We start from the raw sequence: 26,100 nt of genomic DNA, 5'->3' as shown, positions 1-26,100 counted from the left end.
ATCCCGCGAGGACCACTACTATCTATAGGGAAGTACGAAGGTATGTCGACCACCTGTGCGACCGGGATGCACGACAAGCACGACGTGTACGCCGCGCAGTGTCCGTGCCGGGAGATCCTTGATCTGCTCGCGAACAAGTGGGCCGCCCTCGCGATCGGTGCGCTGGAGGACGGCCCGCTGCGGTTCGGTGAGCTGCAGCGACGGCTGCAGGGGATCAGCCCGAAGGTGCTGACCCAGACTCTGCGCCGCCTCGAGGAGAACGGCTTCCTGCATCGGGAGATCTACCCCGCCGTGCCGCTGCACGTGGAGTACTCACTCACCGACCTCGGCCACAGCGTGTCCAAGCCCCTCGCCGCGTTACGCACGTGGGTCGAGACCCACCTGGACCAGCTCACCGCGTAGCGCCTTCGCGAACTCGTCCGGTACGCCGACGAAGCCGGTGTGGTCACCGGGGAACCGCGTCGGCGTGATGCCGAGGCGTTCAGCCAGCGCGGTCGAGGTCCGGTCACACAGCTGACCGGTCGACCCCTCACCGATGCCGATCACAATCCGTACGCCGCTGTCCCGCAGCCGATCCACGTCCGGCAGCCACGTGATCGACTCACGCATCTCGTGGGCGAACCAGAACCGCTCGTCGGCCACCTGCTGCGGATCCCGCTCGCCGCCGAACATCCCCTCGATCATGCCGTCGGGCACCTGGATGTTCGCCAGCGCGAAGAACTGCTTCCACGCGCCGATCACATCCCCGGCGAGGTAGTCGGCCATCATCTGCTCGGACCTGGCGAGCAGCTCGTCAGCGTCGTCCACGAGCCGGTCGAGCGGCGGCTCATGCGCGATCACCGTGCTCACGACGTCGGGGTGGGCCTGGGCCAACGCCAGCACGGTGACCGCGCCACCACTCGAACCGAGCACCGTCGCGGGGCCCGCATCGACGTGCCGGATCAACCGGGCCAGGTCGTCGGCGCGCTGCTCCGGTGTCGACGTACCGCCGGCGTGAAGCCGACTGCGCTTCACGCCGCGCGGATCCGTCGTCAGGACTGTGTAGTCGTCGGCCAGCAGGTCGGCCAGGGGCGCGAACGCGTCCGCATCCATCGGCGCACCGACCAGGACCACCAACGGTCCGGTCCCACGCACCTCGTAGTACAACTCCGCCTCGGGAACCACCAGTGTGTTGTTCATGTCGTCTCCACGAACGGCACCCGCCCCGATGGACACCCGCTGAGGAACTCCATAGTCCGCTGCTGCTCGGTCGGCGTACCGATCGGCGCGAGCATCAGGTCGGTGAGGCCGGTGTCGCGGAGCTGGTCGATCTGCCGGGCGACGGCGTCCTCGTCGCCAGCGAGCAGTACGTCGGCCGGACCGTCGACTCCCTCGCGGTCGAGCATCGCCCGATACTCCGGCACCTGTCCGGCCAGCGCGAAGTCGCTTGCGAACCGCGCGCGTACGGCGTCCTCCTCGGCCGTCACGCACACCGCGAAGCCGGCCACGATCCGCGGTGGAGTATCCGCGGCTTTGGTGATCGAGGGGACGACATGATCGGCGAGAGTGCGCGGCCCAGTCATCCAGGTGATGGTCCCGTCCGCGAGCTCACCCGCCACTCGCAGCATCGCCGGACCGAGCGCGGCTACCAGTACAGGCGGCGCCTTCGCATCTTCGACGGTGACTGATCCAACCGCGGTTAGTGTCTCGCCATGATGGTCGACAGCCTCGCCGCGCAGCAACGGTCGCAGTACCTCCAGGTACTCGCGCAGTCGGCGAGCCGGCCGGTCAGTCGGCAGACCGAACATCCCGCCGACCATCAGCGAGATCCCCGCGCCGATCCCCAAGGTCAAACGATTGCCCGTGGCCGCCTGCACGGTCAGCGCCTGGCTCGCCAGCACCAACGGATGCCGCTGTGGAAACGGCACCACCGCGGTGCCGAGCTCGGCGGGACCTTCGCCGACAACCGCGAGCGTCGTGAGGGCGTCGAGGTTCGGCCCTTGAGAGATCCACGCGGTGCCGCTCGTCGCCTGGATCTGCTCGGCGATCACTCCGGGGTCGCGTTGTCCCCGAACGTCGCCGTACGTCAGTCCGATCTGCATCCAAGCCTCCAGAGATAAACGGGGCAGGTCCCCGGTTATGGCTGGTACGATATGGGGGACCACCCCGGTTAGCAAGGGACTTGATCATGCGGGCTGACGCGCAGCGGAACTACGACCGGATGGTCGCGGTCGCCGCCGAGGTCGTCGCGGAACAGGGTGCCGAGGCCTCGCTGGAGGAGATCAGCAGAAGGGCCGGGGTCGGATCGGCGACCCTGCACCGGCACTTCGGCGGGCGGGTCGCGCTGCTGGAGGCGGTGTTCGACACCAGCATCGACGCGGTTTGCGCACGCGCCGACGAACTCCAGCATCACCCGGAACCCCTGCAGGCGTTGACGATCTGGCTGCACGACCTGGTCCGTCACATCACGACGAGCCGCGGTCTCGGGCCGGCGTTGAAGCTGATTGCCGAGCGGGGTTCGCAGTGTCACGCCCGCATCCTCGACGCCGGCCGGAGCCTGCTGGTGCGGGCTCAGAAGGACGGCGCGGTGCCGGATGACGTGGCGGTCGACGACCTGCTGAAACTGGTCAACGGCATCTCGCTGGCGAGCGATCAGGACACCGCCCAGGCCGGCCGGCTGCTCGACCTGGTTATCCGGGGCGTGGCATCCGGCCGGGGCGAATAGACTTCGTTCCCGGAAACCCCTCCGGAAGATGGCTCGAGGTTCGCTGTGCTCACCATGCAGGACGCGCTGCTGGCGCTGACGAAGTACTGGACCGACCGGGGCTGCATGATCGTGCAGCCGTTCAACACCGAGGTCGGAGCCGGGACGCTGAACCCGGCGACGATCCTGCGGGTGCTCGGTCCCGAGCCGTGGCGGGTCGCGTACGTCGAGCCGAGTGTCCGGCCCGACGACAGCCGCTACGGCGAGAACCCGAACCGCCTGCAGACCCACACCCAGTTCCAGGTGGTGCTCAAGCCGGACCCGGGCAACCCGCAGGAGCTGTTCCTGGCCAGCCTGGAAGTGCTCGGGATCGACATCCACGCGCACGACATCCGGTTCGTCGAGGACAACTGGGCGAACCCGGCGACGGGCTCGTGGGGTCTCGGGTGGGAGGTCTGGCTGGACGGCCTGGAGATCACCCAGTTCACCTACTTCCAGCAGGCCGGTGGCATGACGCTGGACCCGGTGTCGGTGGAGATCACTTACGGCATCGAGCGGATCATGATGGCGCTGCAGGGCGTCTCGCACTTCAAGGACATCTCCTACGCCCCGGGCATCTCGTACGGCGAGGCGTTCGGCCAGGCCGAGTACGAGATGAGCCGGTACTACCTGGACGACGCCGACGTCGAGTCGCAGAAGCGCCTGTTCGAGGAGTTCGCGAACGAGGCCCGCCGGATGATCGACGACCGGCTCCCGGTGCCCGCGCACATCATGGTGCTGCGCTGCTCGCACACGTTCAACGTGCTCGACGCCCGCGGCGCCGTGAGTACGACGGAACGCGCCAAGGCCTTCGGCCGGATGCGGACCCTGGCCCGCGAGGTCTCGCGCCTGTGGGCCGAGCGCCGCGCCGAGCTCGAGTACCCGCTGGGGATCGCGGAGCTGCCAGCCGCTGCGCCGGAGCCCACTGAGTTCCCTGCCAGCAGCGGGACCCGGCAGCTGACTTTCGAGATCGGCACCGAGGAGATGCCGCCGTCCGAGGTCACCAAGACCGCCGAGGCCGTGAAGACCGCCCTCGCCGAGAAGCTGGCCGCGACACGGCTCGGCCACGGCGACATCACGACGTACGCGACGCCGCGCCGGGTGATCGCGTTCGTCGCCAGTGTGCAGTCCGGTGAGCCCGACGCCGAGCGGGTTGTGCGCGGCCCGCGGAAGTCGGCCGCGTACGACGCCGACGGCAACGTCACCAAGGCCGCCGCCGGGTTCGCCCGTGGTCAGGGTGTCGACGTCAGCGAGCTGCACGATCTGGACGTCGACGGCGTCGAGTACGTCGCGGTGACCAAGCCGGACCCGGGTCGCGGGGCCGCCGAGGTGCTGAGCGGCGTACTGAGCGAGATCGTCAGCGGACTGCGGTCGGACAAGAACATGCGCTGGAACGACGCCAAGCTGTCGTTCACCCGGCCGATCCGCTGGCTGGTCGCGCTGCTGGGCGACCAGGTCGTCCCGGTGTCGGTGTCGACGCTGGCCGCGGGCCGGATCACCCGCGTTCACCGCAACGCCGCGCAGCCGAAGGTGGAGATCGCCGCGGCCGAGGGGTACCTGGACCTGCTCCGGATCCACGGCATCGAGGCCGACCCGGCCCGGCGGCGCGAGCAGATCGTGACCGCGGCGCGCGAGCTGGCCGTGGGCGCCGGCGGCACGGTCGACGTCGAGGGCGAGGCTGCACTCCTCGACCAGATCGTCAACCTGGTCGAGGAACCGGCCTCGATCCTCGGTGGTTTCTCCGCCGATTACCTGGAGCTGCCCGGCGAGATCCTCACCACCGTGATGCGCAAGCACCAGCGGTACCTGCCGGTGCGGGACGCTGACGGCAAGCTGCTGCCGCACTTCGTTGCCGTGGCCAACGGTTCGGTCGACGAGGACGTGGTCCGCGGCGGCAACGAGGCCGTGCTGCGGGCACGCTACGAGGACGCCGCGTTCTTCTGGCGGGCCGATCTGGAGACGTCGCTCGAGGACATGAAGATCGAGCTGGAGAAGCTGGCCTTCGAGGAGCGGCTCGGTTCGATGGCGGACCGGGCCGGGCGGATCGGCCGGATCGCGCTGTCGCTGGCGTCGACGGTCGAGTTGGGTGACGACGACCTGACCACGCTGAAGCGGGCGGCCGAGCTGGCGAAGTTCGATCTCGGGTCGCAGATGGTGGTCGAGCTGACCAGTCTGGCCGGCACGATGGCCCGCGAGTACGCGCGCCGGGCCGGTGAGACCGAAGGGGTCGCGCAGGCGCTGTACGACATGGAGCTGCCCCGGTCGGCCGGGGACCCGGTGCCATCGACGACTCCGGGTGCGCTGCTGGCGCTGGCGGATCGCTTCGACCTGCTGGCCGGGCTGTTCGGCATCGGCGCGAAGCCGACGGGTAGTTCCGACCCGTTCGCCCTTCGTCGCGCTGCTGCCGGCGTGGTCGCGATCCTGCGCGAGCACCCAGAGCTGCGGGCGATCACGCTGCCCATCGGTCTGCAGGCCGCCGCGGCGGAGATCGGTGCCCAGGGCATCGACGTACCGGCGGAGTCGCTCGACGAGGTGGCCGAGTTCACCGTCCGGCGCTACGAGCAGCAGCTGCTCGACCGTGGCGACGACCACCACCAGGTCGCCGCAGTGTTGCCGTTGGCAACGGCTCCGGTGGTCGCGGACGAGACGCTGGCGTCGCTGCAGCAGCTGGTCACTGGCACCGAGTTCGCCGACCTGGTCGCCGTCCTTCAGCGGGTGCGGCGGATCGTGCCGGAAGGCACTGAGGCGTCGTACGACGCGAGCAAGCTGACCGAGCCGGCCGAGGTCGTCCTGCACGAGGCCGTCCAGAAGGTCGGCCAGGCACCGACCGCGCTGGCTGATTTCGTCAGCGCCGCCTCGGTCCTGGTCGAGCCCGTCACCACCTTCTTCGACGAGATCCTGGTGATGGCCGAGGACCCGGAGATCCGCGCCGCCCGCCTCGGCCTGCTGGCCACCATCAACGCCCTGGCCGCCCCGGTCCTCGACTGGCAGGCCCTGGGCACCAGCCTCAACCCATCCACGTAACCGCCCTCCCCGCCCTGGGGGGACGCGACCACGATCCACGATTTGGGCCTCTTCTGCTGGGTGTGTGGGCGAAGTGAGCGAGGTCGGCTGGTGTGCAAGCTCGACAGGAGGTGTCGGTCCAGGGGTGTGGTCGGGCGAGGCATTCACGCCTGGCCTCGCCCGGCCCGGGGCGGATACCTCCTAATGAGAGTTACCGGGTCGCCGTCGGGCAGACTCGGGGCTGGTGAGCCGCCGGTGGGTGAGCACTTGTACCTCCTGGACCGTTTGAGTCCTGTCGACAGATCGTGCCCCTGCCGGTGACCGGGAGATTTGATCGCTGATGGGATGTCGTGCCCGGCCCTTGGTGTGGTTGGGGGGCGTGAGCACTGCTTCATTAGGTCGCTGATGGTTCTCCCGACCGGCTTGCTGGTGGTGTGGATGGCGTCGAGAGTGTGGGAGATCGGTGTTGAGGTTCTTTGTGGGAGATGACTGGGCCGAGGCGCATCACGATGTGGAGGTGATGGACCCGGCGGGGCGGGTGCTGGCCAAGGCGCGGTTGCCCGAGGGGGTGGCGGGGATGGCGCGGTTGCATGCGCTGGTGGCCGGGCAGTTCGGTGCGGCTGATCCTGACGAGGTCGAGGTGGTGGTCGGGATCGAGACCGATCGGGGCCCGTGGGTGGCCGCGTTGGTGGCCGCGGGGTACCTGGTGTTCGCGGTGAACCCGTTGCAGGCCTCGCAGTACCGCAAACGGCACGCGGTGTCGGGTGCCAAGAGCGACGCGGCCGACGCGCATGTGCTGGCCGACATGGTCCGCACCGACTCCCACCAGCTGCGCCCGGTGGCCGGTGACAGCGCCGAGGCCGAGGCGATCAAGGTCGTCACCCGGATGCACAAGACCCTGATCTGGGAACGGACCCGGACCACGCAGCGGTTGCGGCACGCGCTGCGCGAGTACTTCCCGGCCGCGCTGGAAGCCTTCGAGGACCTGGACGCCGCCGACACCCTCGAGCTGCTGACCAAGGCCCCCGACCCGGCCGCGGCGGCCCGGCTGACCACCGCCCAGATCACCGCGGCGCTGAAACGGGCCCGTCGCCGCAGCATCGCCGACAAGGCCGCGGCGATCCAGGCGGCGCTGCGCGCCGAGTACCTCGGCCAGCCCGCCGTGGTCACCGCCGCCTACGCCGCCTCGACCCGCGCACTGGTCGCGGTCCTGGCCGTCCTCAACGAGCAGGTCACCGGCCTGCAAGGGCAGGTGGAGGCCCATTTTGGCCGGCACCCGGCCGCTGAGATCATCTTGTCCCAGCCCGGGCTGGGACCGATCCTCGGCGCCCGGGTGCTCGCAGAATTCGGCGACGACCCCGACCGCTACGCATCGGCCAAAGCCCGCAAGAACTACGCCGCGACCAGCCCGATCACCCGCGCCTCGGGCAAGAAGAAAGTCGCCCTGGCCCGCTACGTCCACAACGACCGGCTCATCGACGCCCTCATGAGCCAAGCCTTCGCCGCACTCAACGCCTCGCCCGGAGCCCGCGCCTACTACGACAAACAACGAGCCCGCGGAGCCGACCACAACCCCGCCCTACGCCAACTCGCCAACCGACTCGTCGGCATCCTCCACGGCTGCCTCAAAACCAACACCCACTACAACGAAACAACCGCCTGGACCCACCCCACCCAAACCCTCGCAGCTTGACACCCAAACTCCTGGGATGTCTGTCGACCTTGCACACCCCAGCCACCGTCGGCCCCCGGGGCTGTCATCGTCTGCACCCCCGCCTGACTGCCACGCGTCGCACCCTCTGGGCTGCCGCGCGTCGCACTCCCGGGCTGTCATCGTCTGCACCCCGGCCGGGCTGCCACGCGTCGCACCCCGGGCTGTCGTCGTCCGCACCCCCTCTGGGCTGCCACCCGTGCGCACCCGGCCAGCCGTACCGGCGGGCGGGTGCGGTGACTGGACGCACTCGTCGTGGCCGCCGTGGGACCGGCACCGATCCCCGCGACCCCTGGACCGATTCCCGGGATCTGGCACCTGGAACCTGGGACCTGGGACACCGTCTGGGGACCTCGGACAGGCTGTGCCGTGTCCGAAGGCGCCACTGCCGGTCCGAGGTCGCGGGTCATCCCACCGGTCAACACCCCTGCGACCCAGCAGTTCGCGACTGCGGCGCCGTGACGTCTGGTTGCTGCCGGCCGGGCCGGATACAGCGGAACCCGGGGACCCAGGAACCCAGGAACCCGGGGACCCAGGAACTCAGGAACCCGGGGACTCAGGAACCCGGGGACCGGGGACCCGGGCCTGGATGACCGGGCCTGGATGACCGGGTCCGGGGGTGCGGGCGGTGGCTCGGGTGGGCAAGCTCGACAGGAGGTGTCGGTCCTGGCAATGGCCTGGCCGGCCGAGGCCAGCCGTGCATGCCACGCCAGACCACCACCCCTGAACCGACACGTCCTGTCGAGCTTGCACACCGGCCGACCTCGCCCACGGCCGGAACGCGTTGCATACCTCAGGATCTGATGCCTGCCCTGAGGATGTGTACTCCGCCCACACATCCAGCAGGAGAGCCCCATCTGGTGGGTGGGCGTCCGGAGTGGTGGGTTCTGCACCGTGGTTTCGGGGCGCCAACCCGCAGTTTGATGGGTTGGCCTCCCAAATAGGGCGGCCGTCGCTGCCGTATAGGGAGCGGGGTGGACGTGCGGGCTAACGGACGTGCGGCTAACGGACGTGCGGCTAACGGACGTGCGGCTAATGAATGTGCGGGCCGAGGAGGGTGGTGAGGCGTTCGCCGATCAAACGGTAGCCGTCCGGCCCCGGATGCACATCATCGGCATACAGGGCCCGGGCTTCGTCCACGCTGAGCACGGTCCGCCCGTCGATGAGCTGGATGTCCGGATCCCTGCGCGCGCCGAGCTCCACACACTCGCGTACGTCGTCCAGCGTGAGCCCGACCGCGTTCGGTTTGCCCTCGCGGTTGGGCGCGAACAGGGGCGTGATCACCACGATCGGGGTCTTGGGGTGGCCTGCGCGGACTGTCGAGATGAAGGCCTCGATCTGGCCGGGCAAGGTGCGGCCGCTGAAGGTTTCGCCGCCGTAGATGTTGATGCCGAGGCACAGCGAGATCAGACGGGCCGGGAGGTCGCGGATCGTGTGGGCGGCGACCGGGTCGAGGTGGCATTCGCCGGCGAAGCCGAGCGAGACACAGTTCCAGCCGTGCTGCCGGGCGACCAGCGCCGGCCAGGTCTCGGACGGGCCGTAGGCGCCGCCGCACTGGGTGATCGAGCTGCCGTAAGTGACCCACCGCGGCCCGGTCGGCGCCAGCGGCTCGGCTTTTGCTGGCTCCTTCTCCGCCCCACCGCCCCGGTCAGGGCCGTCAAACGTGAGCCCGCGGCTCGCGATGACGCCGAGTTGAGGTAGCCAGATCTCCACCTCGACCGAGCGACCCGGCAGGTCGACGGTCAGGCGTTGCTGACCCTCGCGGACAGCGCAGCGCGCGTGCAGTTCGCCGTCGACCAGGACGTCCACGGGCGCGATCGCTTTGGCGATACCGCGCGCCGCCCGGATCTCCAGTCCGACCGAGGAGGCCGCCGTACGCCAGGCTCCGCGCACACCGGCGGGGGTCGCGGCGCGCTCCCAGAGCCGGTGGCCAGGGCGATCCGGGGACCCGGTCCAGTCGGTGAGGTGGAAGTCGTTACCACGCGGATCGAGACCACGCGGATCGAGTCGCCAGAACGTCGTCCAGCCGTCCGCATCGACCTCCTGATGCTGGAAACCGGTCCACAAGGCGTCGCTCACGTTCGCCCTCCTCGGATGCCCCGGAGTGACCGGGCGACGGGTTGCGCGGCGGCGGACGTGAGGCGCGAGACCGCGCGCGCACCGAGGCTGGCGTTCACATGGGCGAGCATGACCGCGGCGGCGGTGCCGGAGTCTCCGGCCGCGATCGCGTCGACCAGTGCGAGGTGCTCGGTGTGGGTGCGGTCCAGATCCTGCTCGGTCCGGCCGTCCTCGAGAGCAAGCCTGCGGTACCGGTCGGCTTTGTCCCACAGCCCGTCCAGGGTCTGGACGAGCAGCTCGTTGTGCGAGGCCGAGTAGATCGCGACGTGGAACCGCCGATGCGTGAGCAACTCGGCCGAGCCGGGGTCGGTCCGCAGCGGTCGCAGCCCGTCGGCCGTCTCCCGGATCAGGGCGAGATCCTCTCGGGTACGCCGCTCCGCCGCCAGGCCGGCCGCCAGCGGGTCGAGCGAGCGGCGGATCTCGACCAGATCGCGCGCCTCCTCCGCGGTCAACCGGGTGACGCGCGCGTCCCGATGCGCGTCGAGCTCGACCAGGCCCTCGGTCATCAGCCGGCGCAACGCCTCGCGCAGGGGTGTCGTGCTGATGCCGAGCTCGCGGGCCAGGTCGGCCTGCGGGATGACCGCACCGGGTCCGAGCCCGCCGCGCAGCACCTGGTCGCGGACGAGTTCGTAGGCGATCTCGGCCTTGGTCACGGGATCCTCCAGCTAGTTATAACGACCGGCTGGCTCAGAATACCTTGAGATCATGCCTTGATACGAGATCTGCCGAACACTTGACGTGAGTCGTTATAACGACTCACACTCCTCACCATGGCTGACAACTTCCGGTTGGGTGTGCTGCTGGGTGACGGCGTCGGGCCCGAGATCGTGCCCGCCGCCGTTCAGGTGCTCGATTCCGCTCTCGCCGCCGTCGGTGCGCCCGCCGTCGAGTGGGTGCCGCTCCCGGTCGGCGCCGCGGCGATCGACACCCACGGCAGCGCGCTCCCGGAGATCACGGTCGAGACGCTCGACAAGCTCGACGGCTGGCTCCTCGGCCCGCATGACAGTGCGTCGTACCCGGCGGAGCATCGCGCGCTGCTCAACCCGAGCGGGTTCCTCCGCAAGCACTTCGACCTGTTCGCCAACATCCGCCCGGCGAAGGCTTTCGACGGGACGCCCGCGCTGCGGCCCGGGCTCGACCTGGTCGTGGTCCGGGAGAACACCGAGGGCTTCTACGCCGATCGCAGTACTTATCGCGGCACCGGTGAGTTCATGCCGACCGCGGACGTGGCGATCGCGATGGGCATCTTCACCCGTCCCGCGATCGAACGGATCGCACGGCAGGCCTTCGAGCTCGCGGTCCAGCGCCGCAAGCGTCTGACCATCGTCCACAAGGCCAACGTGCTCCGGACCACGACCGGCTTCTTCCTGGAGATCTGCCGGGAGATCGCCGCCGAGTACCCCGACGTCGCGGTCGACGACTTCCACATCGACGCGATGACCGTCCACCTGGTCCGGCACGGGGCGGACTTCGACGTACTGGTCACGGAGAACATGTTCGGCGACATCCTGTCCGACCTGACCGGCGAACTGGCCGGCTCGCTCGGGATCGCGCCGTCCATCAACGCCTCGCACGAGCGGGCGATGGCGCAGGCGGCGCATGGCTCCGCCCCGGACATCGCTGGCCGCGGCCTGGCCAACCCGACGGCGATGATCTCCTCCGGCGCGATGCTGCTCGACTGGCTCGGCAACCAGCCCGCCGCCGAGCTGATCGATCGTGGTCTCCGGGCAGCGGTGGCCGGAGGCGTCCGTACGGCGGACCTCGGCGGAACCGCCGGTACGGCGGAGTTCACCGCGGCCGTCGTCGAGTCGATCAACGGACTCGCATGAACATCCAGTCACTGCGAGGCATCGCGCCCGACCACTTGCCGCGGACCCTCCGGATCCTTCTGGAGAACGCACTGCGGCACGGCACGGCGAGCGACGTACTGCGCGACTGGAAGCCGGGCGCGACCGGCGAGCTGGAGGTCTACCCGTCGCGGGTCTTCCTGCACGACACGAACGGCGTACCCGTGCTGGCCGACCTGGCCGCGATGCGCGACGCCATGGTTGCCCGTGGCAAGGATCCCGGACTGGTCGACCCGGTGATCCCGGCGGAGCTGGTGGTCGACCACTCGGTGATCGCGGACGTGTTCGGCCGGCCGGACGCGTTGCGGCGCAACGTCGAGCTGGAGTACGAGCGCAACGCCGAGCGGTATCGCTTCCTGCGCTGGGGACAGCGGACGTTCCGGCAGCTCGAGGTGGTGCCGCCGGGATCCGGGATCATGCACCAGATCAACCTGGAGCACCTGGCCCGGGTGGTCGAGGAGCGCGACGGCTGGGTGTTCCCGGATCTCTGCCTGGGCACCGACTCGCACACCACGATGGTCAACGCCCTGGGTGTGCTCGGGTGGGGGATCGGCGGGATCGAGGCCGAGGCGGCGATGCTCGGGCAGTCAGTGTCGATGATGCTGCCGCCGGTGGTCGGCGTACGCCTGACCGGTGCGCTGCCGGTCGGGACGACCGCGACCGACCTGGTGCTGACGATCACCGAGACGCTGCGGGCGCACGGTGTGGTCGGCAAGCTGGTCGAGTTCACCGGCCCCGCGCTGGCAGACCTGCCGGTGCCGGACCGGGCGACGATCGCGAACATGAGCCCGGAGTTCGGCTCGACCGCGGCGTACTTCCCGATCGACGAGCGCACGCTCGAGTACCTGCTCTTCACCGGCCGCACGCCGGAGAAGGTCGCGCTGGTCGAGTCGTATGCCCGAGAGCAGGGCCTGTGGCACGATCCGTCCGTCGACCTGACCTACGACGAGTGCCTGGACATCGACCTGACCACAGTGGTCCCCTCCATTGCCGGACCTCGTCGGCCGCAGCAACGCACGCAACTGTCGACCGCCAAGCAGGCAGTCGAGCGTGAGTTGCCGGCCGGCCCGCGCACCACGACCACGGTCGGGCACGGTGCGGTCGTCGTCGCGGCCATCACGTCCTGCACGAACACGTCCAACCCCGCGGTGATGGTCGCCGCCGGTCTGCTCGCCCGCAACGCCGTCGAGCGCGGTCTTGCCAGCAAGCCGTGGGTGAAGACGACGCTGTCTCCCGGGTCGCGCGTGGTGATGGACTATCTCGGCGACGCCGGACTCACGCCGTATCTGGAGAAGCTCGGCTTTCACCTGGCGGGGTTCGGCTGTATGACCTGCATCGGGGCGTCGGGTGCGTTGATCGACGAGGTCGCCGAGGCGGTCCGGACGCAGGACCTCACCGTCGCGGCCGTGCTGTCGGGCAACCGGAACTTCGAGGGCAGGATCCAGGCGGACGTCCGGCTGAACTACCTCGCGTCGCCGCCGCTGGTGATCGCCTACGCCCTCGCCGGCCGGATGGACATCGACCTGCTCTCCGAGCCGCTCACCTCAGAGGGACCACCGGTCTATCTGAAGGACCTTTGGCCCGAGGCGGCCGAGATCGAAGCGGTGATCGGCCGCACGCTCAAGCCCGAGTTGTTCGATCGCGCGTACGACGATCTGTTCGCCGGCGACGACCGCTGGCAGCAACTCGCTGCGCCGGCGGGTGAGACCTTCGCCTGGGAGGACTCGACGTACCTTCGCCGGCCGCCGTACTTCGACGTGCAGCCGACACCGGGTGACTTGGTCGGCGCTCGCGCGTTGGTGCGGCTTGGCGACTCGGTCACCACGGACCACATCTCGCCCGCGGGCGCGATTCCGCCGGACAGCGTGGCCGGTCGCTATCTGCGCGACGCCGGGACGGACCAGCTGAACACGTATGCGTCGCGACGCGGCAACCATCAGGTGATGGTCCGTGGCGCCTTCGCCAACCTGCGGCTGCGCAACGCGCTTGCGGACGGCGTCGAAGGCCCGGTCACACCCGGCCCGGACGGCGTCCTGACCTCGATCTACGACGCGGCCGAGGCCTACCGCGCGGCCGGCGTGCCGATCGTCGTTGTCGCCGGCAAGGAATACGGCACCGGGTCGTCGCGCGACTGGGCGGCCAAGGGCCCGGCGCTGCTCGGAGTGCGGGCGGTACTCGCGCAGTCGTTCGAGCGGATCCATCGATCGAACCTGGTCGGCCTCGGCATCCTGCCGCTGGAGTTCCTGCCCGGAGAAGGCGACGACCTCACCGGAACAGAGCCCATCGACATCCGGCTCGGCACGGACGGCTTTGCCACCGCGTGCTCCGCGGGCCGGACGTACCGGCTGAAGATCCGCCTCGACACACCTCGCGAAGTCGACTACTACCACCACGGCGGTGTGCTGCCCTACGTGCTGCACCGCCTGAGCGAAGGGCAGCCCTCGTGATCGCCTCGATCAACCCCGCCAGCGGGGAAGAACTCGTCACCTTCGACGCGTACGACGCGGACCGCCTCGACGCGATGCTGACCGCCGCAGCGGTTGCCCAGGGCAACTGGCGCTGGACCGAGGTGTCGGAGCGGACCGACCTGCTCACCGCACTCGCCGACACGCTGCGGAGCCGGAAGCCCGAACTCGCCGCGCTCATCACCAGCGAGATGGGCAAGCCGCTGACCGAGTCGGTCGCCGAGATCGAGAAGTGCGCGATCACCTGTGAGTACTACGCATCGCGCGCGGAAGGCTTTCTGGCCGCGGAGACGGTCACGCCCGACAGCCGGGTCGAGTTCGAACCGCTCGGTGTCGTCCTCGCGGTGATGCCCTGGAACTACCCGTTCTGGCAGTTCTTCCGGTTCGCCGTGCCGGCCCTGGCCGCGGGCAACGGCGCGATCCTCAAGCACGCCAATTCGGTCCCGCGCTGCGCGCTGGCGATCGAAGCCGTCCTGCGGGACGCTGGGATGCCGGCCGGGTTGATCGGGGTCGTCCTGGTCGAGACCGAGCAGGTCGCCGGCCTGATCGAGGACGACCGGATCGCGGCCGTCACCTTCACCGGCTCCACCGAGGTCGGTAGCGTCATCGCCGCGCAGGCCGGTCGGGCCCTGAAGAAACAGGTCCTCGAACTCGGTGGCTCGGACCCGTTCATCGTCCTCGCCGACGCCGACCTGGACGCGGCCGCGCGGACCGCCGTCACCGCGCGGTTCCTCAACGCCGGACAGAGCTGCGTCAACGCGAAGCGGTTCATCGTCGAGGAGTCCGTCGCCGACGATTTCGTCTCTCGTTTCGGTGCGGCGGTCGACCGGCTGGTCCTCGGTGATCCAGTCGACGGTGCCACCACGATCGGCCCGCTGGCCCGGGCCAATCTGCGTGACACGTTGCACGCTCAGGTTCGTCGTACGGTCGGAGCCGGCGCGACCCTCGTCCGTGGCGGCGACGTGGTCGACCGGCCCGGGTTCTACTACCAGCCGACCGTGCTCGATCACGTACTGCCGGGGATGGCCGCGTTCGACGAGGAGACGTTCGGACCGGTCGCGGCGATCACGCGGGTGCGCGACGCCGACGAGGCGATCCAGCTGGCGAACCAGACCGAGTTCGGACTGGCCGCATCCTTGTGGACGCGGCCGGAGCGCGCCCGTGAGCTGACCCGGCGGCTGGACGCGGGGGCGGTGTTCGTCAACGCGATGGTCGCCTCGGATCCGCGGCTGCCCTTCGGCGGGATCAAGCGGTCCGGGTACGGCCGCGAGCTGGGCGTACACGGGATGCGCGAGTTCATGAACACCAAGACCGTCTGGTCGGCCGAGCCGGCGCCGCGCTTGGTGATCCGGCCGGACGAGGTCGAGGTGTTCGACCGGGGCAGCGGCGTACGCACCGTTCCTTATGTCGGCGCCTGGAACTGTGGACCCAACCGGGTCACCACCGGTACGACGGTGTTTGCCGTCGGCACCGAAATCCCGCTGCACTCGCACAACGTCGAGGAGTCGGTGCTGGTGTTCTCCGGCCAGGCGACCGCGGTGATCGACGGCGAGCGGGTCGACCTGCAGGCGGGTGACGCGACCTGGGTTCCGGCCGGCGTACCGCACCAGTTCATCAACCGCGGCGACGGCGAACTGACCATCTACTGGGTGTACGGCGGGCGCGAGGTGACGCGGACGATGACCGCGACCGGCGTGACCGTGGCGCACCTCTCGGCCGGGGACCGCGGCGCCGTTGCCGCGTCAGGAAAGTAACGAGTAAGCTGATGTAACAGGTGATGCAAAAGAACTTAGGTTACGCTCACCTCACTGTGGAAGGGAAGTCCCTGAATGACCGCGGAAGTTGCGGAACAGCAAAACCCCGAGCTCCATCACTCGCACCGCGACGTCACCGGCGGCTGGCTGCGGCCCGCCACCTTCGGTGTGATGGACGGCCTGGTGTCGAACTTCGCCCTGGTCGCCGGTGTGGTCGGCGGCGGCGCGACCGGCAAGGTCGTGATCATGACCGGGCTGGCCGGCCTGGTCGCCGGCGCCTGCTCGATGGCCTCGGGAGAGTTCACCTCGGTCTCGTCCCAGACCGAGCTGATGAAGTCCGAGATCGAGGTCGAGCGGCGCGAGTTGCGGATCCACCCCGAGGAAGAGGAACGCGAGCTGGCCCGAATGTACGAGGCGAAGGGCCTGCGCCCCGAGCTCGCCGCCGAGGTCGCCCGTGAGCTGACCGTCAACCCCGAGGTCGCGCTCGACGTCCACGTGCGCGAAGAACTCGGTGTCGACCCCAACGACCTGCCGTCGCCATGGGTCGCGGCCGGTTCGTCGTTCGCCGCGTTCGCGATCGGTGCGCTGATCCCGCTGATCCCGTTCATCTTCGGCGCCGCGAGCGTGCTGCCGGCGTTGCTGCTCAGCGCGGTCGGCCTGGTCGTCACCGGCGGCATCGTCGGCAAGATCACCGCCCGCCCGTTCTGGTACGGCGGCGGACGACAGCTGCTCCTCGGTGGGCTGTCGGCCGGTGTCACCTTCGTGATCGGCCTGGCCGTAGGAACCGGTTTGTCATGAACCTCATCGTCACGGCCCTGGTGAAGCAGGTGCCCAAGGGTGATCACAGCGGACGCCTCGACGCGGACGGCCGGCTCGAACGGGCCGGCGCGATCGCCGAGATGAATCCGTGGTGCCGCCGGGCCGTGGCTCAGGCGGTCAGGCTGGCAGGGGAGTCCGGAGGTCGCAGTACGGCGATCACCATGGGTCCGCCCGCGGCTGCCGACGTACTGCGAGAAGCGCTGGCCTGGGGTGTCGACGATGCTCTCCACCTGACGGATCCCGCACTGGCCGGCTCGGACTGCCTCGTCACCGCCCGCGCGCTCGCGTCGACGATCGGACTGCTGGAGGATCGCCCGGACCTGATCCTGGTCGGCGCCAGCTCGGTCGACGGCAGCACGGGCGCGGTCGGTGCCATGCTCGCCGAGCTCCTCGGCGTCCCGTTCACCGGGCCGGTTCTCTCGCTGGAGCCGGACGAGACCGGCCGAAGGCTGCGGACCACGGTTCAGTACGACACCGGCACCGAGGAGGTAGTCGTCGACCTGCCCGCAGTCGTGGCGGTCGCCGAACGCTCCTGCCCGCCGGCCAAGGCTCCGGCCGAGTCGTGGCCACCCGCCAGTGCAGTCCGTCGCGTCACCACTGCCGACCTTGCCCCCGGTCGCTGGGGTCTGCCTGGGAGCCCGACCAAGGTCGCCCAGGTCCACCCGGCGCCGTTGACCCGCGACCCGGTCATCTTCCGCGGTCGCCCCCAGACCCAGGCCAGCCGGGCTGTCACCGAACTGCTCGCCCGGGGCTGCTTCGAAGCGCCGACAGCGCAAGCGGCGGAAGTCGTGCCCACTCCGCATCCCCTGGGGACCGAGGTGGTTGCGCTGGTCGGTCCAGGACCAGTGGCCGGCACTCGGGCGCTACTGGGAGCCGCCGCCGCGCTCGCGGTCCAGGTCGGCGGTGCGGTGACCGCAGTAAGAACAGTGCAGAGCGACGACGATCTCGCGCGGTGGGGCGCCGACAGTGTGGTGACGTTGAGTGCCGACGAGCCGCGTCCCGTGGCCGCTGTGTTGGCCGAGTGGATCCGCGAACGGTCGCCGTGGGCCGTGCTCGGTGCCGCCTTGCCATGGGATCGCGAGGTGCTGGCCCGGCTGGCCGTCGCCTCAGGGGCCGGGCTGATGTCGGACCTGGTCAGCCTGAGCGTCAAGCCTGGTACGACGCCGCGCCTCGCCGGACTGAAACCGTCAGGCGGTGGAACGCTCGCGGAGATCGTCAGCCACGGCTCACCACAGATCGCCACGCTCCGGACCGGCCTCTTGCCTTTGCGCGAACCGCGTGCCGACCGAGAACTCACCGACCACCTGCTGCAGGTCCCTGCGGATCCGGCGATCCACCGGGCGGAGCGTCGTACCGGAAGTGACGGCGACGCGCTGGACCGGGCCGAGGTGGTGATCGGCATCGGCCGGGGCGTGCAGCCCGAGACGTACGCCGAACTCGAGCCGATGCGCGTACTCCTGGGCGCCGAACTGGCCGCCACCCGCAAGGTGACCGACGAGGGCTGGTTACCGCACGGGCGCCAGGTCGGCATCACCGGACGCAGCATCGCGCCGCGGATGTACCTCGCGGTCGGCCTGTCCGGCAACTTGAACCACCTGGCCGGCGCGAGCCGGGCCGGGACCGTACTGGCCATCAACACCGACCCGGCGGCAGAGATCTTCGCGCAGTGCGACGTCGGTCTGGTCGCGGACTGGCGGGAGGTGATGCCCCACTTGGTCGATCGACTCCGCGTCGTGGTGGGCACCGGCAGATAACCTGTGCGGCATGGCGACGACCCGACGGACGAAGGCTGCGGTGAAGACCACTGAGACCGAGGCCTGGCTGCTACTCATCTACAAGGTGCCGAGCGACTCGTCGCGGGCGCGGGTGGCGGTCTGGCGGGAGCTGAAGCGGCTCGGCGGGTTCTACGTCCAGCAGGCCGTGTGCGTGCTGCCGGATCGCGACAACCTGCGGACCGGCATGGAGAAGGTACGGGAGCGGGTCGCCGAACTCGGTGGCTCGAGTGTCTTCCTCACCCTCACCGACGTCGATGACGACGCCCGTGACCAGTTCGTCGAGGGCTTCCGGAGTCAGTCCGCCAAGGAGTACGCCGAGATCGTCGAGGAGTGCGACACCAAGTTCGTCAAGGAGATCGAGTTCGAGCGTTTCCGCGAGAACTACACCTTCGAGGAAGCCGAGGAGATCCGTCAGGACCTGGAGAAGCTCCGCCGCTGGCTGGCCAAGGTGGAGCACCGGGACTGGATGGGTGCCGACGGCAAGGATTTGGCGAGATCCAAGGTAGCCGACTGTGAGCGGCTGCTGGAGGAGTTCGAGGCCGATGTGTACGAACGGACCGAGGGAACCGTCTGACCGGAGACTATGTCCGGCGTTGCGTGGTGCGCTTCGCCTTGGGCAGGGTCAGCAGTCCTTCATCCGCGAGCGAGTAGCCGTTCAGGTCCTCGCGCAACTGGTTCATCCGTTCGGTGTGGTCGAGCGAGTGTTCGCGGTCGCCGGCGGCCACGGCGATCGTCAGCGCCTCCAGCAGGATCAGCACGGTCGCCTGGCTGGTGAAGGTGCCCGGACGGCTCATCGGTGCGGACAGCACGACGGCGACCTCGTCGCGCAACGCCTCGCCGAGCGTGTCCGTCAGCAGGATCACCGGTACGCCGGTCGCGGTGCAGTGATCCAGGATCACGCGGGTCTCACGGGTGATCCGGTTGTGCCCGATCACGATCACCACGTCCTCGGCGGTGATCAGCAGCAGCCGGTCGGCCAGCCGGTAGCCGGTGTCGGACGCGGCCCGGGCCCGGTGCCCGATCCGGGTCAGATGGGTCGCGATGTACTCCGAGACCCCGTCGAGGCCGGCGAATCCGCAGATCACCGTCTCCCGGGCCTGGTCGATCAGCTCGACCGCCCGCCGGAACTCGGCGGCGTCGATGGACCGCTCGGCCTGGGTCAGGCGCTCGATGTGGTCGCGCAGGGTCGCGCTCAGCACGGCCTCCGGGCCGTCGCCGACCGTCTCGAGGCTGGCGCTCAACCGGTTCGCGGGGGTCAGCAGGCTCTGCAGGTGGCCCTGCAGCGACCGCTTCAGGCCGGGCAGACCGTCGAAGCCGAGGGCCTTGGCGGTGCGGACGACGCTGGCGTCGCTGGTCCCGGTGGCCCGGCCGAGCTCCTCGGCGGAGGAGAAGGCTGCTTCCTGAGGATGGGTGGACAGGTACTCGGCCACCCTGCGCTCGGTCGCGGTCAGCGTCCCGATCCGGGCGGCGACGCGCTCCTGCAGGCTGGGCGGCTTGGGTTCCGCAACAGTCACGACGGCTCCTTCGCCTCGCAGGACTACTACCCGTATCCGCCGATCATGTCATCCGCCCGGTCAAGATCACCGGCAGGTAAACGATCGGCTGACTCGTTGACAGCCACTGTAGCAGTCACTACCGTCGTCTGAAACTTCGTAGCAAACACAACGAACCCTGGATTTCCCTCCGATTTCACTGGAGATTCCCGTGACCGAGCTCCTCAGCATCGACCTCACCGCGGCCGACCCGCGCGAGCGGGGCCGCCAGTACGGCGAGGCCGCGCGGGCGCCGATCGACCGGTCAGTGGCCTTCTACGCCGAGTCGACGGCCCGCAAGACCGGCCTGTCCTGGCCGGAGATCCTCGACCGGGCGCCCGCCTGGGTGCCGGTGATCGAGGGCTACCTGCCGGACATCGTCGACGAGTTGCGCGGCATCGCGGAGGGTTCCGGCCACAGCTTCGAGGAGATCCTCGCGCTGAACAGCCGGGGCGAGCTCACCAAGGGCAATCCGTTCAGCGCTGATCGCCGGTCCGAGGACGAGGGCTGCACCTCGTTCGCGATGCTCCAGCAGGCGAACGCGCTCGGCCGGGTCTGGGCCGGCCAGAACTGGGACCTGTGGGACGCGATCGCCGACACCGTCCTCGTGCTCCGCATCGCCCAGCCCGGCAAGCCCACCATCATCTGCCATGTCGAGGCCGGCCAGGTCGGCCGGCACGGCGCCAACTCCGCCGGGATCGCGTTGAACGCCAACGGTCTCGGCGCCGGATTCGGTACCGGACTGGGGGTTCCCGGTACCTTCGTCCGCCGCAAGGTGCTCGAGAGCTGGGACATGCACGACGCGCTGGACGCGATCTTCAGCGTCCGGCAGAGCCTGTCCAGCAACCTGTTGCTCACCCATGCCGACGGTTTCGCCATCGATGTCGAGACCACTCCCGGCCGGCACGGCTGGATGTACCCGACCGAGGGGTTGCTGGTGCACGGCAACCACTTCCAGTCCTTCGTCCCGCCGCAGATCGAACAGTCCTACAAGCCCTTCTCGGTGGACTCGCTCTACCGGACACCGCGCGTCGAGGAGGGCCTGTCCCGGGTCCGCGTCGACGGCACCACCGAGGAAGCGGTCGAGACCATCGTGCGGACCACGATGAGCGACCACTTCGGCCACCCCAACGCCGTCTGCCAGCACGTCGATCCGCGCCGGCACGAGCTCGACCGCTATTCCACGATCGTGTCCAGCCTGGTCGATCTGACCACCGGCACGTATCGGCTCACTCCCGGCCTCCCGTGTAGCAACAGCTACCAGCGGGCCCCCTGGAACTTGTACGACGGTCCCGGTTCCGAGGACCGTCCGCACGTCCCCGGCCCGGCGCACTCCCTCGCCGCCGCCAGGTGATCCCCACTACCCCTGCAAGGCATCTTCGACTCGAGGAGCGAATGCCATGTCTGTCTCCGTCACGAGAATGCGGTGCTCCGTCGCCGCTCTCGCCCTGACCCTCGCCGCGGTCGCCTTGGCCGGCTGCGGTTCGTCCGCCTCCCCGGCCACTGGTGCCGCCCCGAACGCCGATCGTGCCGCGGCCGCCCAGGGCGTCAGCTCGGACGTCAACCTCGATCAGTGCGGCAAGGCGACGCGCACGATCAAGCACGACCTCGGCACCACCACCATCACCGGCAACCCGACCCGGGTGGTCGCGCTGGAGTACTCGTTCGTGGACGCCCTCGTCTCGGTCGGGATGTCTCCGGTCGGCGTCGCCGACGACGACAAGCCCGAACGGATCATTCCCGGGATCCGCAGCAAGATGGGTGAGTACAAGTCGGTCGGCCTGCGGGCCACGCCGAACATCCAGGTGATCACCGCGCTGAAGCCGGACCTGATCCTGGCCGAGACCGGCCGGCACAAGGCGATCTACGACCAGCTGTCCAAGATCGCCCCGACAGTCGCCTTTCCCAGCCTGAACGGCAACTACCAGCAGGTGGTCGACAGCGAGATGTCGACGGCGATCGCGCTGAACAAGTGCGACCAGATGAAGACCCGGCTGGCCGAGCACGAGAAGGTGATGGCCGAACTGAAGGCCAAGGTGCCGACCGACGACGAGCGTAAGGCGATGTTCGTGGTCACGTCGGACAAGGGCTTCACCGGCTTCCCGCCGAAGTCCTACACCGCCGGCGTACTGAAGCTGCTCGGCATCGACTCGCCGCTGTCCGACGAGGGCGGGGACGCCTCGGTCTCGCTCACCTTGGAGACGCTGGTCGCCACCAAGCCCGACTCGATGTTCATCGCCGGCTGGACCGACAAGACGCTGGCCGAGACCTGGGCCAAGAGTCCACTGTGGAAAGAGGTGCCCGCGGTGAAGAACAACGCGACGTACAAGGTCGACCAGAACATCTGGTCGAGGTCGCGCGGGCTGCTCGCCTCCGAGTTGATCGCCCAGCAGGCGATCGAGAACCTCTACGGGAAGTGACATGTCGCTCTCCACGGGCACCCTGCCCCCACCGGCTGACACCGCGGACGCCGCCCACCGGCGTCCGCGGGTCACCACCAACCGGCAGCGCGTCACCTGGGTGACGGCGGCGATGCTGGTGCTGCTCGCCGCCGGGACCGCCTGGAGTCTGTCGATCGGCAGTCAGCACATCGATCTGAGCAATCTGCCGGCCGCGATCTTCCACGCCCGGACCACCGACGAGTTGATCGTGCACTCGATCCGGCTGCCCCGGGTGGTGCTGGCGCTCTGCGTCGGCGCCGCCCTGGCGGTGGCCGGTGCGCTGATGCAGGCGGTCGCGGCGAACCCGCTGGCCGCTCCCGAGATCATGGGCGTCAACGCGGGTGCGGTGCTGGTCGTCGTCCTGGCGGTCACCGTGGTTCCGTCGCTGTCCGGTGCGCCGACGATCCTGCTGGCCTTCGGCGGCGCGGCAGCCGCCGGCGTCTCGGTGATGTTGCTGGCCGGATCGGGGCGTGGCCGGGTCAGTCCGGTCCGCCTCGCACTGGCCGGCGTCACCGCGAGCAGCCTGCTCATCTCGCTGACCCAGGTGCTGATCATCTTCGACGAGAACTCGACCGACAGCGTGCTGTTCTGGCTGGTCGGCGGCGTCAACTACGCCGGGTGGACCGACGTCCGGAATCTGGCGCCGTGGCTGGTGATCGGCCTAGCCGGTGCGTTCGCGATGGCCCGGCCGCTGAACCTGCTCGCGCTCGGTGACGACATGGCTCGCGGTCTGGGCCAGAACGTCGAACGCACCCGGCTGTTCGGGTCGGCCCTGGTGGTCGTGCTCTGCGGTGCGGCGGTGTCCGTGGCCGGTCCGGTCGCGTTCATCGGGCTGATCATCCCGCACATCGTCCGGCGGCTGGTGGGATCCAGCTACGTGGTGCTGCTCCCACTGTGTGCCCTGGGCGGCGGCGCCCTGGTGCTCTACGCGGACACCGTCTCCCGGTACGTCAAACCGCCGTTCGAGGTGCCGGCCGGAGTCGTCACGGCCCTGATCGGTGCGCCGATCTTCGTCTACCTCGCGCGCCGACAGAAGGTGACCTCATGACGAGTACGACGATTGTCGCGCAGCAGGTCGGGCGTACTTCGCTGGCCAAGAAGCATCCCGCGATCCTGATGGCGTCGCTCGGAGCACTTGCCGTACTGCTGAGCTTCTACGGTCTCAGCGTCGGCGCCACGGACGTGTCCCTGGGCGACGTGTTGCGGGCGCTGGTCGGCGACACCTCGACGCAGGCGTCGCAGATCGTGGTCCAGTTCCAGTTGCCGCGAGTCCTGCTCTGCTGGCTGGTCGGCACTGCTCTCGCGGTGTCGGGCGGGGTCATGCAGGGCGTGATCCGGAACCCGCTGGCGGCGCCGGACATCATTGGCGTCACCAAGGGTGCGGGCTTCGCGGGGATGTTGATGCTGCTCGCGATCCCCGGTCTCCCCGTGGTGGCCGTCGTACCCGCCGCTTTCCTGGGCGGTCTGGCTGCGGCTGGGATCGTCTACCTGCTGGCTTACCGCCGCGGGGCCACACCGGTGCGCATCGCGCTGGTCGGTATCGCGGTCAGTGCGGCCTTCGAGGCGGGCATCCGGTTCCTGTTGGTGCGCAACCCGCTGGACGTCAGCGCCGCACTGATCTGGCTCACCGGCAGCCTCTTCGGCCGGTCGATGACCTCGGTGCTGGAGATCCTGCCCTGGGTCCTCGTCCTGGTCCCGTTGATCGTCGTGTGGAGCCGCAAGCTCGACGTCCTCGGTCTCGGCGACGACTTGGCCGCGGGGCTCGGCGAACCGGTCGAGAAGACCCGCAGACTGCTGTTGTTCTTCTCTGTCGCACTGGCGGCCGCGGCGGTGGCCGTGGCCGGCACGATCGGCTTCGTCGGCCTGATCGCACCGCACATGGCACGCCGGGTGTTCGGCGGCAAGCACATGGCCTCGATCCCGGCCGCCGCCCTCTTCGGCGTCCTCCTGATGCTGATCGCCGACATGATCGGACGCGGCCTCGCCCCGCCGCTCGAGATCCCCGCCGGCCTGGTGACAGCCGTCGTCGGAGGCCCGTACTTCCTGTACCTGCTCGTGAAGACCGGAAAGTAGGAGAGCCATGCGTCTGCAGGCAGAAGCTGTCGAACTGGCCTATGACCGCACCGTCATCGCCAGGGACCTGACGCTGACCATCCCGGACGGCAAGGTCAGCGTGCTGATCGGTCCGAACGGCTCGGGCAAGAGCACCGCGCTGCGCGCGCTCGCCCGGTTGCTGCCACCGGCCAAGGGCAGCGTGATCCTGGACGGGAAGTCGATCCAGGACACGCCCACCAAGGAGGTGGCCCGGCTGCTGGCGATCCTGCCGCAGGTCCTGGTCACGCCGGAGTCGATCTCGGTCGAGGATCTGGTCTGGTTCGGCCGGCATCCGCACCGGACGTCGCTGAAGACCCCGAGTGCGGCCGACAAGGAGGCCGTCGAGTGGGCGATGAAGGTCACGAGTACGGCGGAGTTGCGGCACCAGCACGTCGACCAGTTGTCCGGTGGCCAGCGCCAGCGGGTATGGATCGCGCTCTGCCTGGCCCAGGGCACCGATCTGATCCTGCTCGACGAACCCACGACGTACCTGGACGTGGCCTACCAGCTCGAGGTGCTCGACCTGTTGCACCAGCTCAACCAGGAGCAGGGCAAGACGGTCGCGATGGTGCTGCACGACTTCAACATGGCGGCCGAGTACGCCGACCATGTGTTCGTGATGAAGTCCGGCAGCCTGGTCACCCAGGGCCCACCGGAGGACGTGTTCACCTGCGACATCATCCGGGACGTGTTCGGGGTGGAGTCGAAGGTCGTCCCGCATCCGGTCAGCGGCAAGCCGATGTGCATCCCGCTGCGGGCCGGCCTGCTGGACCGTGCCAACCTGGCGGTGGCCACCGGATGAACCCGACGAAGAGGCGCGCATGACACAGATCGAACAGATCACCCCGGCGGCGAGTGCCGCCCGCTCGGAGCAGGTCGCGCCACAGCTGCGCGAGCACCTCGTCCTCACCCCGCTGGTGAAGTACGACGTGTTCAGTGAGGAGCTCGGCGCGGAGGTGCTGGTGAAGTCCGAGCACCTGCAGCGCACCGGCTCGTTCAAGGCGCGCGGCTCGATGGCGAAGATCCTCACACTGACCGACGAGCAACGGGAGCGCGGCGTCGTGACCGCCTCGACCGGCAACCACGGTCTGGGCGTCGGCAACGCCTTGGCCACGCTGGGTGGTCACGGCATCGTCTACCTGCCGGAGAACGCGTCGCCGAGCAAGGTCGCGGCACTGCGCCGGCTCGGTCTCGAACTACGGGCCGAGGGCAACGATTCCGGCGTACTGGAGCCGAAGGCCCGCGCGTACGCCGCTGAGCACGACCTGACCTATGTGCCGCCGTACAACGACCCGGACATCATCGCCGGGCAGGGCACGGTCGGGGTGGAGATCCTCGAGCAGCTCAATGGTCAGCGGCTCGATGCGGTGATCGTCGCGGTCGGTGGCGGTGGACTGATCAGCGGGGTCGCGTCGGTGCTCAAGCAGCACCTGCCGGGGATCCGCGTGTACGGCGCCTCACCGGTGCGCGACGACGCGATGGCCGCCTCGGTGCGGGCCGGGGAAATCATCCAGATCGACGCGCAGGAGACCTTGTCCGACGGTACGGCGGGCAGCGTCGAACCGGGCAGCATCACCTTCGACCTGTGTCGCGAGCTGGTCGACGACTGGGTGCTGGTCAGCGAGGACGCGATCAGCGCCGCGCTACGGATGGTGATCGACACCGAGCACCAATTGATCGAAGGATCCGCCGCGATGGCGTTCGCGGCCGCACGGGCCCGGCGGACCGAACTGGAAGGACAACGCGTCGTGGTCGTGTCGTGTGGCGGCAACATCTCGTCGAGCACACTGGCGGCCGCGCTGGCCTGACCCCCTCCGCG

21 protein-coding genes are annotated in these 26,100 nt (G+C 69.3%); 16 read left to right on the top strand and 5 right to left on the bottom strand.

Features of this window, described 5'->3' with window-relative positions; genetic code table 11:
- Window positions 1-42 precede the first annotated feature (42 nt).
- Window positions 43-402: a winged helix-turn-helix transcriptional regulator gene (locus OG555_RS06145; protein WP_329481756.1), complete on the top strand. Its 360-nt coding sequence runs from the start codon at window positions 43-45 to the stop codon at window positions 400-402.
- Here OG555_RS06145 and OG555_RS06140 read toward each other — a convergent pair.
- Both OG555_RS06140 and OG555_RS06135 read right to left on the bottom strand, forming a co-directional pair.
- Window positions 358-1,179, bottom strand: coding sequence for an alpha/beta fold hydrolase (locus OG555_RS06140; RefSeq protein ID WP_329481754.1), 822 nt, complete (start codon window positions 1,177-1,179; stop codon window positions 358-360). The two genes, OG555_RS06145 and OG555_RS06140, sit on opposite strands and share 45 nt — an antisense overlap.
- On the bottom strand, window positions 1,176-2,081 hold the full coding sequence (locus OG555_RS06135) for a TIGR03564 family F420-dependent LLM class oxidoreductase (protein ID WP_329481752.1): 906 nt from the start codon (window positions 2,079-2,081) through the stop codon (window positions 1,176-1,178). The genes OG555_RS06140 and OG555_RS06135 overlap by 4 nt, the downstream gene beginning before the upstream one ends.
- Before the next feature lie 86 nt (window positions 2,082-2,167).
- On the opposite strand from OG555_RS06135, the gene OG555_RS06130 reads away from it, so the two are divergent.
- From OG555_RS06130 to OG555_RS06120, 3 genes are all read left to right on the top strand, one after another.
- The gene (locus OG555_RS06130; RefSeq protein WP_329481751.1) at window positions 2,168-2,704 is read left to right on the top strand and encodes a TetR/AcrR family transcriptional regulator; all 537 of its coding nucleotides are present in this window, start codon (window positions 2,168-2,170) and stop codon (window positions 2,702-2,704) included.
- Window positions 2,705-2,758: 54 nt separating this feature from the next.
- The gene (locus OG555_RS06125; RefSeq protein ID WP_329484776.1) at window positions 2,759-5,746 is read left to right on the top strand and encodes a glycine--tRNA ligase; all 2,988 of its coding nucleotides are present in this window, start codon (window positions 2,759-2,761) and stop codon (window positions 5,744-5,746) included.
- A gap of 499 nt (window positions 5,747-6,245) precedes the next feature.
- A complete protein-coding gene (locus OG555_RS06120) occupies window positions 6,246-7,418 on the top strand; it encodes an IS110 family transposase (RefSeq protein WP_329484775.1) in 1,173 nt (390 codons plus the stop codon).
- A gap of 1,050 nt (window positions 7,419-8,468) precedes the next feature.
- Here OG555_RS06120 and OG555_RS06115 read toward each other — a convergent pair.
- Both OG555_RS06115 and OG555_RS06110 read right to left on the bottom strand, forming a co-directional pair.
- The gene (locus OG555_RS06115; RefSeq protein ID WP_329481749.1) at window positions 8,469-9,515 is read right to left on the bottom strand and encodes a GDSL-type esterase/lipase family protein; all 1,047 of its coding nucleotides are present in this window, start codon (window positions 9,513-9,515) and stop codon (window positions 8,469-8,471) included.
- Complete coding sequence (locus tag OG555_RS06110) at window positions 9,512-10,207, bottom strand: GntR family transcriptional regulator (protein ID WP_329481747.1); 696 nt, start codon at window positions 10,205-10,207, stop codon at window positions 9,512-9,514. Before OG555_RS06110 ends, OG555_RS06115 begins: the two co-directional genes overlap by 4 nt.
- 117 nt (window positions 10,208-10,324) lie before the next feature.
- Here OG555_RS06110 and OG555_RS06105 point away from each other — a divergent pair, with 117 nt between their 5' ends.
- From OG555_RS06105 to OG555_RS06080, 6 genes are all read left to right on the top strand, one after another.
- A complete protein-coding gene (locus OG555_RS06105; protein WP_329481745.1) occupies window positions 10,325-11,383 on the top strand; it encodes an isocitrate/isopropylmalate dehydrogenase family protein in 1,059 nt (352 codons plus the stop codon).
- Window positions 11,380-13,848, top strand: coding sequence for an aconitate hydratase AcnA (gene acnA / locus OG555_RS06100; RefSeq protein ID WP_329481743.1), 2,469 nt, complete (start codon window positions 11,380-11,382; stop codon window positions 13,846-13,848). Before OG555_RS06105 ends, acnA begins: the two co-directional genes overlap by 4 nt.
- Entirely contained in the window at window positions 13,845-15,620 is a 1,776-nt protein-coding gene (locus tag OG555_RS06095; RefSeq protein ID WP_329481741.1) for an aldehyde dehydrogenase family protein, read from the top strand. The genes acnA and OG555_RS06095 overlap by 4 nt, the downstream gene beginning before the upstream one ends.
- Before the next feature lie 75 nt (window positions 15,621-15,695).
- Window positions 15,696-16,418, top strand: coding sequence for a VIT1/CCC1 transporter family protein (locus OG555_RS06090; RefSeq protein ID WP_329481739.1), 723 nt, complete (start codon window positions 15,696-15,698; stop codon window positions 16,416-16,418).
- Complete coding sequence (locus OG555_RS06085) at window positions 16,415-18,193, top strand: FAD-binding protein (RefSeq protein ID WP_329481737.1); 1,779 nt, start codon at window positions 16,415-16,417, stop codon at window positions 18,191-18,193. The genes OG555_RS06090 and OG555_RS06085 overlap by 4 nt, the downstream gene beginning before the upstream one ends.
- A 10-nt stretch (window positions 18,194-18,203) precedes the next feature.
- Complete coding sequence (locus tag OG555_RS06080; RefSeq protein ID WP_329481736.1) at window positions 18,204-18,788, top strand: Chromate resistance protein ChrB; 585 nt, start codon at window positions 18,204-18,206, stop codon at window positions 18,786-18,788.
- Window positions 18,789-18,795: 7 nt separating this feature from the next.
- Here OG555_RS06080 and OG555_RS06075 read toward each other — a convergent pair whose 3' ends face one another.
- On the bottom strand, window positions 18,796-19,728 hold the full coding sequence (locus tag OG555_RS06075) for a MurR/RpiR family transcriptional regulator (RefSeq protein ID WP_329481734.1): 933 nt from the start codon (window positions 19,726-19,728) through the stop codon (window positions 18,796-18,798).
- Between the two features lie 190 nt (window positions 19,729-19,918).
- Here OG555_RS06075 and OG555_RS06070 point away from each other — a divergent pair, with 190 nt between their 5' ends.
- From OG555_RS06070 to OG555_RS06045, 6 genes are read left to right on the top strand one after another with little or no spacing between them, the layout of a single operon-like run.
- Window positions 19,919-21,100 carry a C45 family peptidase gene (locus OG555_RS06070; RefSeq protein WP_329481733.1) on the top strand — a complete coding sequence of 394 codons (1,182 nt, stop codon included), beginning with the start codon at window positions 19,919-19,921 and terminating at the stop codon, window positions 21,098-21,100.
- 46 nt (window positions 21,101-21,146) lie between these two features.
- The gene (locus OG555_RS06065; RefSeq protein WP_329481731.1) at window positions 21,147-22,166 is read left to right on the top strand and encodes an ABC transporter substrate-binding protein; all 1,020 of its coding nucleotides are present in this window, start codon (window positions 21,147-21,149) and stop codon (window positions 22,164-22,166) included.
- Between the two features lies 1 nt (window position 22,167).
- Window positions 22,168-23,235: a FecCD family ABC transporter permease gene (locus OG555_RS06060; protein ID WP_329481729.1), complete on the top strand. Its 1,068-nt coding sequence runs from the start codon at window positions 22,168-22,170 to the stop codon at window positions 23,233-23,235.
- Window positions 23,232-24,260 carry a FecCD family ABC transporter permease gene (locus OG555_RS06055; protein WP_329481727.1) on the top strand — a complete coding sequence of 343 codons (1,029 nt, stop codon included), beginning with the start codon at window positions 23,232-23,234 and terminating at the stop codon, window positions 24,258-24,260. Before OG555_RS06060 ends, OG555_RS06055 begins: the two co-directional genes overlap by 4 nt.
- Before the next feature lie 7 nt (window positions 24,261-24,267).
- A complete protein-coding gene (locus OG555_RS06050; protein WP_328526448.1) occupies window positions 24,268-25,083 on the top strand; it encodes an ABC transporter ATP-binding protein in 816 nt (271 codons plus the stop codon).
- A gap of 19 nt (window positions 25,084-25,102) precedes the next feature.
- A complete protein-coding gene (locus OG555_RS06045; RefSeq protein WP_329481725.1) occupies window positions 25,103-26,089 on the top strand; it encodes a threonine/serine dehydratase in 987 nt (328 codons plus the stop codon).
- Window positions 26,090-26,100 lie beyond the last annotated feature (11 nt).

The organism is Kribbella sp. NBC_01484 (assembly GCF_036227145.1).
In the GTDB taxonomy this organism is placed as follows: domain Bacteria; phylum Actinomycetota; class Actinomycetes; order Propionibacteriales; family Kribbellaceae; genus Kribbella.
Note: the sequence above shows the minus strand (reverse complement) of the source record. Positions and strands in the feature narration are given on the sequence as shown.